Source organism: Schaalia georgiae DSM 6843 (assembly GCF_000429245.1).
Classification (GTDB): domain Bacteria; phylum Actinomycetota; class Actinomycetes; order Actinomycetales; family Actinomycetaceae; genus Pauljensenia; species Pauljensenia georgiae.
This window is the reverse complement of record NZ_AUBM01000006.1, coordinates 184615-197983: the sequence shown is the minus strand read 5'-3', so window position 1 is coordinate 197983 and position 13369 is coordinate 184615. Positions and strand designations below refer to the sequence as shown.

Here is a 13369-nt window from a genome sequence, read left to right as displayed (position 1 = left end):
TCGTGGTCCTATGGGAACAGCGTTGGTCACCGGAGCCACTTCCGGTCTCGGGGAGGAATTCTGCTGGCAACTGGCCGCCGGGGGGCACGACCTAGTGCTCGTCGCCCGCCGGGTGCAGGTCCTGGAAGCGCTCGCCGACAAACTCCGCAATGTCGCCGGGGTCGGCGCCCAGGTCATCGCCGCCGACCTGTCGACGCCCGAGGGGGTGGCCGCGGTGTCCCGGCGCCTCGACGCCGGGGGCCCGGACAGCCCCCGTGGTGCAACCGGGAGCGAGGAGGGGCCGGGGGCCGCCTCCGAGCGGCCCGTGGACCTGCTGGTCAACAACGCGGGCTTCGGACTGGGCAGGGCCTTCGTCGATAATTCCGTGGCCAACGAGGAACGCGGACTCGACGTCATGGTCCGCGCCGTCATGGTCCTCAGCCACTACGCGGCGCGCTCGATGAGGAGTCGTGGGCGCGGGGCCATCCTCAATATCGGGTCGGTCGCCTCGCGCACGGGTGGCGGGACCTACTCCGCGCACAAGGCCTGGGTGGTGGCCTTCACCGAGGGCCTTTCCGAGGAGCTGGCGGGCAGCGGCGTGAGTGCCACCGTCGTGTGCCCCGGCCCCGTCGCCACCAGTTTCTTCGCGAACGCGGGAATCGACCTCGGTGGGCGCCTGGCGGTGGCGACCCCCGAGAGGGTCGTCGCCGACGCCCTCCGGGCAGTGCGCGCCGGGCGTGTCCAAACCACCCCGACCCTCACCTACAAGGCCGCGATGGCCGCCATGAAAGTGGCGCCCCGAGCGCTCGTTCTGCGCGCCATGCGCTTCTTGCCGCACATGTGAGCCCCGCGCCCCCGGGGGCGGGCCCGTCAGGCCCAGGGGCCACGCGGGCGCGCTGCTGTGGGGCGGTTGTGATCTCCGTCGTCGCGGTGATGTGGCGGGGCGCTGTCCGGGATGCCGCCTGCCGGTGCGCCTTCTGCCCCCGGTCCCAATGGCTCTGGCGGGGCAGGCGCAACCGCCTGCTGGGCGTCACCCGAATACGCACACAACGGGCACGAAATAAACAACACGAGTCGCACACAAGGGCGGAATCAAGCCCTTGTGTGCGACAACGTGTTGCGTAAATCCGGCCCTTGTGTGCGTAACCAAGGGGGCGGCGGGCCGCCCGCGTGGACCCGCAGAACCGGCCGGGCGTCAGGCCAGGCCGATGTCGCTCAGGCCCAGCGCGTAGAAGTAGGGGAAGCCCTCTGCCCTGATGCGCTCCTCCGCGCCGGTGGCCCGGTCGACGACGACGGCGACGGCGACGACCTCCGCGCCCGCCTCGCGCAGCGCTAGGGCGGCCTCCAGTGGCGATCCGCCCGTCGTCGATGTGTCCTCCAGGACGACGACGCGGCGCCCAGTGACATCGGGGCCCTCGACGCGGCGCCTCATGCCGTGGTCCTTCGCGGCCTTGCGCACCACGAAGGCGTCCAGATCCAGGCCGCGCGAGGCCGCGGCGTGCAGCATCGCCGCGGCGACCGGATCCGCGCCCATCGTCAGACCGCCCACGGCCCCGTAGTCCTCGCCCACCGAGAAACCGGATTCCTCCAGCAGATCCAGCATGACGTGCCCGATGAGGGGCGCCGCCTCGTGGTGCAACGTGGCGCGGCGCATGTCCACGTAGAAGTCGGATTCGCGGCCGGACGCCAGCGTGACCCTCTCGCGGACGACGGACAGTTCGCGGACCAGTGCGGCCAGGCGGGCCTTGTGGGAGTCGTTGGTCATGGTGTCTCCAAATCGTGCGGGGCGGTCGGGGGCTCAGCCGACGGCTGAGCCCACCAGTTCGATGAGCTCGCCGACGCCCTCGTGGATGCCGAAGGGGCGGAACGGGTAGTTCTCGATCTCGTCCACCGAGGTCGAGCCGGACAGGACCAGGTGTGTGCGCAGGCCCGCCTCGACGCCCGCGCGGATGTCCGTGTCCATGCGGTCGCCCACCATGGCCGCGTGCTCAGAGTGGGCGCCGATCTTGTTCAGGCCCGCGCGGATCATCACGGGGTTCGGCTTGCCCACGAAGTACGGGCGCCTGCCGGTGGCCGCCGTGATCATCGCGGCGATGGCGCCGCACGCGGGCAGGGTGCCCTCGTCGGAGGGGCCGGAGACATCGGGGTTGGTGGCGATGAACTTCGCGCCGCCCTCGATGAGGCGGATCGCCCGGGTCAGGGCGTGGAAGTCGTAGGAGCGGACCTCGCCCAGGACCACGTACTCGGGGTCCGTCTCAGTCATGACGTAGCCCGCGGAGTGGATCGCGGTCGTCAGCCCGGCTTCGCCTATGACGTAGGCGGTGGAGTTCGGTGACTGCTGCTGCAAGAACGCAGCGGTCGCGTTCGCGCTGGTCCAGATGTTGTCCTCGGGGATCTCGAGGCCCGAGTGGGCGAGGCGGGCGGACAGGTCCCGGTTGGTGAACACGGAGTTGTTGGTGAGGACCAGGAACGGGTAGCCCTTGGATCGCAGTGCGTCGAGGAACTGCGCGGCCCCGGGAAGGGCGCGTTCCTCCTTGATCAGAACGCCGTCCATGTCGGAAAGCCACGCCGACACGGGAGGGAGGTCGGTCAGGGGCTTGGTGTGGTTCGCTGATGCGGTCATACTCCAAGTGTAGGCGGGCGCTAGTGTGGTGGGGATGAACGACAGGGAAAACGAGGGACAATTCGCAGCGCCTGCGGCCAGGGGCGTTCCCCCGTGGCCGGGCGGGCCCGGGCAGTGGCCGCGCGACGCGCGCTACGATCCCCACCTGCTGGCCGGGGGCGATAGCCGCAATGTCGAGGACCGCTACCGGTACTGGACGATGGAGGCGATCCGCGCGGACGTGGCCTCGCGGGCGCTCCCCTTCGAGGTTGCCGTCGAGAACCTGGGGCACGACTTCAACATCGGTTCGATAGTGCGCACGGCGAACGCCTTGGGGGCGCGCCGCGTCCACATCGTGGGGCGGAGGCGGTGGAACCGGCGCGGGGCGATGGTGACCGACCGGTACATCGAGGTCGATCATATGGAGGGGGCGGCGGCGCTGGCCGGGCACTGCCGCCGCGAGGGCCTGGTGCTGGTCGGCTTCGACAACGTCCCCGGCTCCGTGCCCCTGGAGGGCCTGGCCCTGCCCGCGCCCGCGTGCCTGCTCTTCGGCGAGGAGTCCGGAGGGCTGAGCGAGGGGGCGCTCGCAGCCTGCGGTGCGGTCGTCGCGATCACGCAGCGCGGATCGACGCGCTCGATGAACGTCGGCCACGCCGCGGCCATCGCCATGTGGGCGTGGTGCTCCCAGCACGGTTGAAGGCAGGTTCGTGGATCAACGCTGACCGGATGGTTAGAGGAGGTGGTACTATGGCCGCAGGCCCAGAACGACCACGAGGAATCTCGTTCCGGCAGGGGCTGACCGATGTGAATGGGATTCCGCAATGCCGCGCCCCGGGGCGCGGCGCCGCGAAGGAGGATCATGACAGCGCGCGTACCTCAGCACCTCCCGCCGGGGGTGTCCCAGAACGCCCCGCTCGGTGCCGCCGTCGTGTGCCTGCTGGCGGTCGTCGTCGTACTCGGCGGCCTGCTCGCGTGGGGGCTGGCGGCTGGCGGCCAGATCGCGCCCTCCCCGGCCACGGCGGTCGTCGAGACGGCGGCCTCGTCCGAGTAGTGTCCACCCCGGTGCCACTGGGACTTCCATCCTCGCGTGACGGGGCCCATGTGTGACACAATTGGCTACGACAGATTTGTCGCTTTGATTAGGAGGCTATACCGTGCCTATCGCAACCCCTGAGGTTTACGCCGAGATGCTGAATCGCGCGAAGGAAGGCAAGTTCGCCTACCCCGCGATCAACGTGACCTCTTCCCAGACCGTGACCGCTGCCCTTCAGGGCTTCGCCGAGGCCGAGTCCGACGGCATCATCCAGGTGTCGGTCGGCGGCGCCGAGTACGGCTCCGGCTCGACCATCAAGAACCGCGTCACGGGTTCCCTCGCCCTGGCCGCCTACGCTTACGAAGTCGCCAAGAACTACGGCATCACCGTCGCCCTGCACACTGACCACTGCGCCAAGCAGAACATCGATTCCTGGGTGCGCCCGCTGCTGGAGATCGAGGCCGGCCAGGTCGCCGAGGGCAAGCTCCCCACCTTCCAGTCCCACATGTGGGACGGCTCGGCCGTGCCGCTCGACGAGAACCTCGAGATCGCCAAGGAGATGCTGGCCCTGTCCGTCAAGGCCAACACGATCCTGGAGATCGAGATCGGCGTCGTCGGCGGCGAGGAGGACGGCGTCGTCGGAGAGATCAACGAGAAGCTGTACACCACCACCGAGGACGCCCTCAAGACCGTCGAGGCCCTGGGCCTGGGCGAGAACGGCCGCTACCTGACCGCCCTCACCTTCGGCAACGTCCACGGCGTGTACAAGCCCGGCCACGTCAAGCTGCGCCCCGAGATCCTGGGCACCATCCAGGAAGAGGTCGCCGCGAAGGTCGGTTGGAAGAACAACCGCCCCTTCGACCTCGTCATGCACGGCGGCTCCGGCTCCACCGCGGACGAGATCGCCCTGGCCGTCGCCAACGGCGTCATCAAGATGAACGTCGATACTGACACGCAGTACGCCTTCACGCGCCCCGTGGTCGATCACATGATGCGCCACTACGACGGCGTCCTCAAGATCGACGGCGAGGTCGGCGTCAAGAAGCAGTACGACCCCCGCTCCTGGGGCAAGGCCGCCGAGGCCGGCATGGCCGCCCGCGTCGTCGAGGCCTGCCAGCGCCTCGGCTCCGTCGGGACCCAGATGCGCTGAAACACTGCAGTCCTCCCGGCGCGCACGACTGCGCCGGGAGGACTCGGGCCCACCGGGGCGCGCTTCCCCGGTGGGCCCTTCCCATACCCGCGCCCCCGGCGCGCCGATCCCATGACAACACCCGCGCAAGCAGTGAGAACCAAGGAGCTGATCCCAATGAAACGCGCACTCGCCGCCATCGGTGCCATTGCCATCGTCCTCGTCGCACTCGGGGGGTGCAGGGAGCGAGCAGTGTCCAGGAAGCCGGTGTTGTATTTGTATCCGGAGCGGGTTGTGTCGTTGGGTGTGGGGTTGTCGTATGACGGTGTGGTGTCGGATTCGTACCCGGTGGCTGTGGAGGGTGTGGGCGCTGATGGCAGGGCGTTGGCGTCGTGGAGTGTGACGGCTGGGCCTGATGGGGTGCTGCGCGATGGGGGTGGGCGCGTGTACCCGTATTTGTTCTGGGAGGGGCCCACGGGTGCGGACTTGGGCTCGGAGTCGGGTTTCGTGGTGGCCAGGGATGATGTGGTGGGCTTCTTGGAGGAGAAGTTGGCGCTGTTGGGGCTTGATGAGCGGGAGGCGGCTGATTTCATCACGTATTGGGCGCCGCGGATGCGGGTCAATGAGTACACGCTGGTGTCTTTTGATTCGGGCGCGTACCGGGAGGCGGCGCGTTACACTTTCACGGCTGATGATGGGTCGGTGGTGGAGCCGGATACGTTCATCCGGGTGTTCATGACGATCAGTGCGGCCAGTGCCAACACGCGGGTGCCCGAGCAGGTGCTCGATCCCGCGCCTGCGCGCACGGGTTTCACGGCCGTCGAATGGGGCGGCGCCGAACTATGAGAGGGAGCGGGCCCGCTGAGGCACTCGGCGCCGAACTATGAGCATACAACCGTGACACACCAGTGCCCGCGACCCCAGTGAGGGGACGCGGGCACTCGTGGAGAGCAGGCCCGAATGGAAGGGCTGTGGAGCTGGGCCCACGCGGTCGCGGGCCGGGCAGAGCGACTACCGCCGGACGGTGGGTCCTCTCAGGCGCTCGGCGCAGCGGTCGTACGGCCTCCCGCTTTCGGCGGTGGGATCCGCTCAGGCCTTCGGCGACCGGTCCTGGGGCTTCGCCGCCCCGCGCACGCCCTCCTCCACAGCGTCGGCGATAGTGGGCGACACCAGTTTCGCACCCACGAGGGCCGAGAACAGCTGCTGGAGGTTCAGACCCAGCGAATCGCCCAGGCCAGAGTTGACCTGGGTGATCGACTTCGTGATGTCGGCGACCATTTGAGCGCTGTTGCCCTCGCCGTACATCGTGATCGAATCGACATTGGCCAAGGGCTCGGCGATTGCGCGGGCGACCTCGGGAAGTGCCCGGAAGTACATCTCGAGGACCGCGGCCTGGTTCATCTTCGTCATTGCCTCGGCCTTCTTCTCCAGACCCTCGGCCTCGGCAGTGAGCTTCGCGCCGATGGCGGTCGCCTCAGCGCGTCCCCGCGCCTCGATGCCCTGGGCCTCGGCCAGCATCGCCTGCTTGTCGGCGTCGGCCTTCTTCGTGCGCTCGAATGCTTCGGCCTCGGCGTCGCGCTGGCGCGTGTACAGGGCGGCGTCGGCCTTCTTCTCCATGGCGTAGCGGTCCGCGTCCGCCTTCGCGTTCACCTCCGCCTGCAGGGCCTGGCGGGTGACCACGACCTCCTTCTCCTTGATGACGGCCTGTTGCTCCTGCTTGACGATGTCAGCTTGGGCGGTCTCCCGCTCGATGTCTCGGCGCTGGACCTGGGACTGGATCTCATAGGCGGCGTCCGCTTTCGCCTTCTCCGTATCCGCCTCGACCTTCAGCGCGGCCTGGCGTTTGGCCAGGTCCGTCTGCTTCTGAGCGATCTCCAGCTGGGACGCGACCTGGGCGTCGTTCGCCTCTTTCTCCGCCACCGCGGTTGCCTGCGCGACCTCCTTCTGGGCGTTCGCTTTCGCGATGGCCGCAGTCTTGCGGATCTGCTCCGTGTTGTCGATGCCCAGGTTGTCGATGACCCCGTTCTGGTCCGTCACGTTCTGGATGTTGAAGGCGACGATCTCCAGGCCCATCTCCTCCAAGTCGAGCGTCGCGTTCTCCTGGACGCGCTCGGAGAAGGCCGCACGGTCCGTGATGATGTCCGTGAGCTTCATCTGCCCGATGATGGCGCGCAGGTGCCCCTCCAAAGTGTCGCGGACCTCCTCGGAGATCTCGCGCGTCTCCTTGTAAAGGAAGTTGCGGGTCGCGGCGCGGAAGAGCGTGGGGTCGTCAGTCGCGATACGGACTTTGACGGCGGCGTCCACGCGGACGTTGATGTAATCGTTCGTGGGAACGAAGTCCGTTGTCTGGGCGTCGACCGAGATCATCGACGCGGTCATGGAATCGACGCGCTCCAACAGGGGGACCTTCCACCCCGTCTTCCCGTGCAGGACCCTCTGGCCGCGGGGCCCGGAAATCACCTTGATCTCACCGGGGGAGGCGGAGACGAAGCTCGCCCACAGGAACAGGAAGACCAGGACGACGCCGCCGATAACGAGCGCCGCGATCGATGGAATTGACATGGCATATTGCTTTCATTTCGGGATGCGGCGCTCGTGCGCTGAACGCCGCGCAACAGGTCAGAATAGCAGCGTGCGGTGCATCACTCAACATTGGCTCGTCGCTCGTGGGCGCGTGGCGTGGTCAGAGGTTTGTCATCCCTTGTGAGGGGCTTGAAACGAGGCGAACACGGATCCTATGATGAGAAAACTGCCGGAAGCGGCAAGCGACGACCCAACGACGGGCGTATCAGGAGTGGGGGGATGCCGTGAAAAGAATACTGAAGAGAATACTGCAGATACTACTCGTGGTTGTGGCCTTGTGTGCTGCGGTTGTACTCTTCCTCGAGGTCTCCCACGCGATGGAGGATCAGAGGGCGTACAAGCCGGTGCTGTACCTGTATCCGGAGCAGGAGCAGGCGGTAACGGTGACGCTGGATCTGGAGGGGACCCTCGACACCGTGTACCCGGCCCCGGACCAGGCCGTCTCCGCTGACGGGCGCACCCGAGCCTCGTGGACCGTCGATGCCGCGACCGACGGCACGCTCATGGATGCGTCCGGGCGCACGTATCCTTCCCTCTTCTGGGATGCGACGATGGCGCTGCCCGAACCCGGCAGCGGCTTTGTCGTATCCCGCGACGAGGCGGTGCCCTTCTTGGAAGACAAGCTCGCCCAGCTCGGACTCAGCGATCGGGAGGCCGCCGACTTCATCGCCTTCTGGGCGCCCCGTATCCGCTCTCACGAGTACACATTCGTGTCTTTTGATGCGAGCGCCTACACGCAGCGCGCCTCCTACGGTTTCACCGACGCCTCCGGCGAGCAGATCGTCCCCGATACGTTCATCCGGGTGTTCATGACGATCCGCGAGGCCGACGCCTCCACCGTTGTCCGGCCGCAAACCCTCACGCCCCCGCCCCCGCGGGCGGGATTCACCGCGGTCGAATGGGGTGGCACCGAACAATTATGAGGGGGAGTGGGCCCGCTCGGGCGCTCGGCGCTGGGGCGCGGGGTTCCACGGTCCTGCGCCCTTGCCCGTGCCCCTGCGCTGGAGCGGGTCCTGGGAGTCGGTCCGCGGCCGCCCCGATCCTGGATTATTCGTCTGACATCAGTTTCACGGTCCGAATCTTTCAGGAACTGTGCCATCTTGTGTCGGATTTGGTTCGCGCAAGTAGTCGCCAACCATGGGCGCCATGCGCCACAATAGGGGTAACCGCGGCGCGATGAGGGCGCCGCAACAGCGAAAGGGATAGGCGCCATGACCCAGGACTGGACCCGCGCGGAAGGCATGATAATCGGCAACGAGCTGGATCCCAACGCCGTCCGCGAGGAGTTGCACGAACGCGGAGTGCTCGCCCAACTCGAATGGTTCGCCTCGACCCCGCACATGCTCGGCCTCACGGTCGCCACCGATGGGGAGCACATTGCCACGGTCCCGGTCGGCTCCGAGCAGGTCGAGGCCGGCCCCGCCCTCGAAGAGCTCGCCGAGGACATCGCCGTCCTCTTCAAGGCCGAGGTGCGCATCGGCTCCACCACTGCGGACCACCTTCCCCAGGGCGACTCCCCCCTGGGCCGTGCCGCCTCGGAAAACGGGGCCCCCAGTGCCGACGGGGAAGGCGCACCGACCCGCATCGTCGAGATAGGGCGCACCCCCGCCTCCTCCGTCCCCCTGCTCGCCGCCCTTGAGGGCGTCGACTTGGGCGACCTCGAACTCGACGAGGGGCACCGCGCCCTCCTGGCCGAGCTGCCCCCTGAGAAGGAAGGGTGGAACTTCGGGGAGCTCCCCTTGGTCACCCTCTCCGTGTCCGACTCGGAGTTCCAAGTCCTCTTGGTCACCGACGACCACATCGAGCACATCGTCAGCCACAACTGGGGCATGGAAACGGCGCTCGTCCCCGGCGCCCGCGCCAAGGCCTCCGAACTGCCGGACGAGGTCATCGACCTGGTCGGCGACCGCCCCGACCTGGAGGCCATCGCCGCGGCCGTCCCCGGCGCCGACCCGGCTGCGCTGTGGGCCACCGCGACCACCACGCACGGCGAGGAGTCCGTGTGGAAGGTCGTCAAGGCGCTCGGACTGCCCGCCGGAGTCGCGGGGTTCCTCCTGGGGGCCACCGAGGCGTCCGAGGTCGAGGGCGTCACCGTGCACCTGGCACGCGGCATCTCCAACGCCATCGGGCGCAGCGTCGATATCATGCTCGGCGAGCCCGAATCCGCTGTGAAACCGCTGTGGAACTCCTACGAATCCGTCGCCGTCCAGCGCCCCTGGCTGATCCACGCCGCCGTCGGCGCGGAAGCCATTATCGGCACCGGCCTGGTCGTGACGGCGGCGCGCGCCTCGTCGCCGCGCTCGGGGTGGACCCGGTTCGCGGGCGTTGTCGGCGCCCTCATGCTGGTCGACTCCATCGCGGAGCTCTCCCTGGCCAAGCACGTCGCCAAGCGCTACCTGCGCCGTCAGGGCTGAGCGGGCGCCCGCCGACCGGAGCGGAGGACCGCCCCGGAGCAGTCGGCGGGCGCGGGCTCCGGCCGGGGCGGCGGCCGACGCCGGTCAGAGGCGCGCCAGGGCCTCGGCCGGGAAGTCCTGCGGAACGTCCGTGAACACGCCTGTCACGCCCCACTGGGCCAGCCGCTCTGCGCACTCGACATCGTTGACGGTCCAGACGTTGACGTCGAAGCCCGTCGCACGCATCTCCGCGACCTCCTCCTCGGTCAGTCCCTCCAGCGGCGGGTGCACCGCCGCGCAGCCCAGGGCATCGGCGCCCCCGCGCCACGAGAAGGGGGTCTCGCCCCTTTTGACGAGCCAGCCGAGGGCAACGTCGGGGCGCGCCCCGTGGAACGAGGCCAACAGGTCGTGGTCGAAGGAGGACACGACGAAGTGCGCGGGGTCGCCCACGGCGTCGACGGCAACGGCCAGTGCCTCGACGAGGCGTTCCCGCAGGAGCGGATTCCGGCGGCAGGGCTTGACCTCCAGGTGCATGCCCATTTGCGCGGTGTTGCCGAACTCGATCGCGTCAGCGGCCTCGGGAACGCGCTCGAAACGGTACGTGCCGGAGAACCAGCGCCCCGCGTCCAGCTTGCGGATGTCGGAGAAGGCGAGGCCGTCGTAGCCGCCCGAACCGGTCGTAGTCCGGTCCAGCGTGTCGTCGTGCATGACGATCAGGGAACCGTCGCCGATGACGCCCACGTCGAACTCGAACCAGCGCGCGCCCACCTCCATCGCCTTGGCGAAGGCGGCGATCGTGTTCTCGGGGGCCAAGGAGCTCGCGCCGCGGTGGGCGATGATGCGGGGCAGTGGCGTCATGGTTCCTCCAGGTCGTGTTGCCGGGCGCACCCATTGTGCGCCATTGGGTGCCGTCGGCGCGGTCACCACAGGTCGGGGTTGGACGCCGCTGAGGCCGGGGCGCCGGCCTCGCCGGGGTCGAGCAGCACCGCCTCGTCGGGCTTGCCCGGCAGGATCGTGTCGATGTACGAGCGGATCACCTCGTCGCGGGGGAGGTCGTGGCCCGCCTGCTGCGCCAGGTACCAGCGGTGGTCGAGGAACTCGTGGTAGATCTGCGCGGGCTCGAGCTTCGCCGCCAGGGCCGGGGGGACTGCTGTGACGACCGGGGTGAACTCGTCGGTCAGCCACTCGTGGGCGGCCAGCTCGATGGGCGTGGCGGAGCGGCCCGTCGTGGCCCGCCACGAGTCGATGTCCGCCAGAAGGCGCCTGGCCTGGTTCTCGCCGACGTCCATGCCGGTCAGGCGCATGAGTTTGCGGTGGTGGTGGCCCGCGTCGACGACCTTCGGCTGGATGCTGAGGTGCTCGCCCGAGGCGTCTGAGGCCATCCGCAGTTCGGCGACGTCGAAACCCAGGTCGTTGAGGCGGCGGATGCGTTCGGACACCTTGTAGCGCCGCTGGCCCCGGCTTATGGTTTCCTCCCCTGTGAGCTCATTCCACAGGAGGCCGTACTGGGCACAGATCCGGTCCCCGATCTCGATGGGGTCGGCGTCGTCGGGGAAGTAGCCGCCGGCCTGCAGGTCCATGAGTTCGCCGATGATGTTCGTGCGGGCGAGGTCGACGTCGTACTCGCGCTGCCCATCGGTCAGCCGCGGGTGGAGTTCGCCGGTCTCCGCGTCCACCAGGTACGCGGAGAACGCGCCCGCGTCGCGGCGGAACAGCGTGTTGGACAGGGACACGTCGCCCCAGTAGAAGCCCAGCAGGTGCAGCCGGACCAGCAGCAGGGCCAGCGCGTCGATGAGGCGCGAGGCGGTGTCGGGGCGCATTCTCAGCGAGAAGAGCGCGCGGTAGGGCAGGGAGAAGGTGAGGTGTTCGGTCACCAGCGCCGCGTTGAGCTCTTCTCCGGTCGGCGACGTGCGGCCGGTGACCACGGCCGTGGGGATGACGGATGGGGCGCCCAGACGCGCCAAGTCGCGCAGCATGTCGTACTCGTGGTGGGCGACGGAGGAACCGATCTCCTTGACCGCCAGGATCCGGCCCGACAGGTTGACGAAGCGCACGATGTGGCGCGAGATGCCGCGCGGAAGGGCGGCCAGGATGGAGTCGGGCCATTCCTGGAGGGGGGTGTCCCACGGGAGGTCGAGGAGGGCGGGGTCGACGTTCGCCGCCGTGATCTCCATAGTTTCAGGCATGCCTGTATTGTCTCACTGGACGGTGGCCTGGGTAAACGTCCTGCGGGCTGCGCGTCGGGGTCGCGGCGAACACCACAAGGGCGGCGGTGCACCAATCCCGCTCGCGTCACACGGAGAGGGGTCCCGGCCCCGCTGTTCCGCGGGGCCGGGACCCGACTCCCGTCAGCTCCCTCTGGTGCCGCTCACTCCGGCAGGCGCTCGCCGGTGGAGGCGGAGAAGTTGTGCTGCTGGCCCTCGCGGATGCGCACGTGGACGACGCCGCCGCGCTCTGGCGCGGTGCGCGGGGGGACGCGGACGATCAGCTGTTTGCCGGTGCCCTCGGCTCCGGAGCCCAGGTTTTCGTCTTCCTCGGCTCCGGCCAGGTGGCCGTAGACGTAGGCGTCGGAGCCGAGTTCCTCGACGAAGTCCACCTCGACGGGGATGGTGCCCTCGGTCCCCTCGGGGACGACGTCCAGGCCCTCGGGGCGGAAGCCGATCTTGATCTTTCCGCCGTCCTCGTCGGTCATCGCGGCGCGGGTGGCCTCGGACAGGGCGACGCGGGCGGGGCCGAGCTTGGCCCACTCGCTGTCCACCGTGAAGGTGCCCAGGTTCATGGCGGGGGAGCCGATGAAGCCGGCGACGAACTCGTTGGCGGGGCGCTCGTACATCTCCTGCGGCGTGCCGACCTGCTGGAGGAGGCCGCCGGCGAGGACTGCGATGCGGTCGCCCATCGTCAGCGCCTCGGTCTGGTCGTGGGTGACGTAGACCGTGGTGACGCCGAGCTCGCGCTGCAGGGATGCGATCTGCGTGCGGGTCTGCACGCGTAGCTTCGCGTCCAGGTTCGACAGGGGCTCGTCCATGAGGAACACCTGGGGCTTGCGCACGATGGCGCGGCCCATGGCGACTCGCTGGCGCTGGCCGCCGGACAGGGCCTTGGGCTTGCGGTCCAGGTAGGGCTCCAGGTCGAGGATCTTAGCGGCCTCCTCGACGCGCTTGTTGATCTCTTCCTTGGGGGTGCCGGCGATCTTCAGGGCGAAGCCCATGTTCTCGCGCACCGACATGTGCGGGTAGAGCGCGTAGTTCTGGAAGACCATCGCGATGTCGCGGTTCTTCGGGGGGACGTCCGTGACGTCCTTGTCGCCGATGAGGATACGGCCGGAGTTGACGTCCTCCAGGCCCGCGAGCATGCGCAGGGAGGTGGACTTTCCGCAGCCGGAGGGGCCGACCAGAACGAGGAACTCGCCGTCCTTGATCTCCAGGTTGAGCTGGTCGACGGCGGGCTTGTCGGAACCCGGGTAGACGCGGGTTGCCTTGTCGAAGGTGACGGTTGCCATATGCGATTCCTTCCCACCGGCAGGTACGTGCCGGACGATCCGTTGTGGGTGTCCGTGGAGCGTCTTCGCCCACGTGGCTCTGTTCCCGGACCATTCCGGGAATGTCGCCACTGAAAAAATAGCACGTGGCGCGGTGGTGTGTACAGGGGTG

General features: G+C 68.5%; 13 protein-coding genes. 7 read left to right on the top strand and 6 right to left on the bottom strand.

The features are described 5' to 3' along the window. The first annotated feature begins 10 nt into the window (after nucleotides 1-10). The gene (locus tag G447_RS0100900; RefSeq protein ID WP_026429695.1) at nucleotides 11-823 is read left to right on the top strand and encodes an SDR family NAD(P)-dependent oxidoreductase; all 813 of its coding nucleotides are present in this window, start codon (nucleotides 11-13) and stop codon (nucleotides 821-823) included. Between the two features lie 351 nt (nucleotides 824-1174). Here G447_RS0100900 and pyrE read toward each other — a convergent pair whose 3' ends face one another. Both pyrE and G447_RS0100890 read right to left on the bottom strand, forming a co-directional pair. Beyond that, on the bottom strand, nucleotides 1175-1744 hold the full coding sequence (pyrE, locus tag G447_RS0100895) for an orotate phosphoribosyltransferase (protein WP_005871925.1): 570 nt from the start codon (nucleotides 1742-1744) through the stop codon (nucleotides 1175-1177). Between the two features lie 33 nt (nucleotides 1745-1777). After that, nucleotides 1778-2602: an HAD-IIA family hydrolase gene (locus tag G447_RS0100890; protein ID WP_005871908.1), complete on the bottom strand. Its 825-nt coding sequence runs from the start codon at nucleotides 2600-2602 to the stop codon at nucleotides 1778-1780. Between the two features lie 34 nt (nucleotides 2603-2636). Between G447_RS0100890 and G447_RS0100885 the strand changes: the two genes are divergently transcribed. The 4 genes from G447_RS0100885 (at nucleotide 2637) to G447_RS0100870 (ending at nucleotide 5589) form a co-directional block, all read left to right on the top strand. Continuing rightward, a complete protein-coding gene (locus G447_RS0100885) occupies nucleotides 2637-3278 on the top strand; it encodes a TrmH family RNA methyltransferase (RefSeq protein ID WP_243442271.1) in 642 nt (213 codons plus the stop codon). 162 nt (nucleotides 3279-3440) lie between these two features. After that, a complete protein-coding gene (locus tag G447_RS0100880) occupies nucleotides 3441-3632 on the top strand; it encodes a hypothetical protein (RefSeq protein ID WP_026429693.1) in 192 nt (63 codons plus the stop codon). Between the two features lie 103 nt (nucleotides 3633-3735). Further along, nucleotides 3736-4764 carry a class II fructose-bisphosphate aldolase gene (fbaA, locus tag G447_RS0100875; RefSeq protein WP_005871896.1) on the top strand — a complete coding sequence of 343 codons (1029 nt, stop codon included), beginning with the start codon at nucleotides 3736-3738 and terminating at the stop codon, nucleotides 4762-4764. A gap of 156 nt (nucleotides 4765-4920) precedes the next feature. After that, on the top strand, nucleotides 4921-5589 hold the full coding sequence (locus G447_RS0100870) for a hypothetical protein (RefSeq protein ID WP_026429692.1): 669 nt from the start codon (nucleotides 4921-4923) through the stop codon (nucleotides 5587-5589). Nucleotides 5590-5832: 243 nt separating this feature from the next. Here G447_RS0100870 and G447_RS0100865 read toward each other — a convergent pair whose 3' ends face one another. Then, the gene (locus tag G447_RS0100865) at nucleotides 5833-7305 is read right to left on the bottom strand and encodes a flotillin family protein (RefSeq protein WP_026429691.1); all 1473 of its coding nucleotides are present in this window, start codon (nucleotides 7303-7305) and stop codon (nucleotides 5833-5835) included. 245 nt (nucleotides 7306-7550) lie between these two features. Between G447_RS0100865 and G447_RS0100860 the strand changes: the two genes are divergently transcribed. Both G447_RS0100860 and G447_RS0100855 read left to right on the top strand, forming a co-directional pair. Then, nucleotides 7551-8249 carry a hypothetical protein gene (locus G447_RS0100860; protein WP_243442270.1) on the top strand — a complete coding sequence of 233 codons (699 nt, stop codon included), beginning with the start codon at nucleotides 7551-7553 and terminating at the stop codon, nucleotides 8247-8249. Nucleotides 8250-8537: 288 nt separating this feature from the next. After that, nucleotides 8538-9740: a hypothetical protein gene (locus G447_RS0100855; RefSeq protein ID WP_026429689.1), complete on the top strand. Its 1203-nt coding sequence runs from the start codon at nucleotides 8538-8540 to the stop codon at nucleotides 9738-9740. Between the two features lie 84 nt (nucleotides 9741-9824). Here G447_RS0100855 and G447_RS0100850 read toward each other — a convergent pair whose 3' ends face one another. The 3 genes from G447_RS0100850 to G447_RS0100840 all read right to left on the bottom strand — a co-directional run bounded on the left by G447_RS0100850 (nucleotide 9825) and on the right by G447_RS0100840 (nucleotide 13218). Further along, entirely contained in the window at nucleotides 9825-10577 is a 753-nt protein-coding gene (locus G447_RS0100850; protein WP_026429688.1) for a glycerophosphodiester phosphodiesterase family protein, read from the bottom strand. 62 nt (nucleotides 10578-10639) lie between these two features. After that, nucleotides 10640-11905 carry a DUF4032 domain-containing protein gene (locus G447_RS0100845; protein ID WP_026429687.1) on the bottom strand — a complete coding sequence of 422 codons (1266 nt, stop codon included), beginning with the start codon at nucleotides 11903-11905 and terminating at the stop codon, nucleotides 10640-10642. A 182-nt stretch (nucleotides 11906-12087) separates the two neighbouring features. Next, nucleotides 12088-13218: an ABC transporter ATP-binding protein gene (locus tag G447_RS0100840; RefSeq protein ID WP_026429686.1), complete on the bottom strand. Its 1131-nt coding sequence runs from the start codon at nucleotides 13216-13218 to the stop codon at nucleotides 12088-12090. Between the last annotated feature and the right edge of the window lie 151 nt (nucleotides 13219-13369).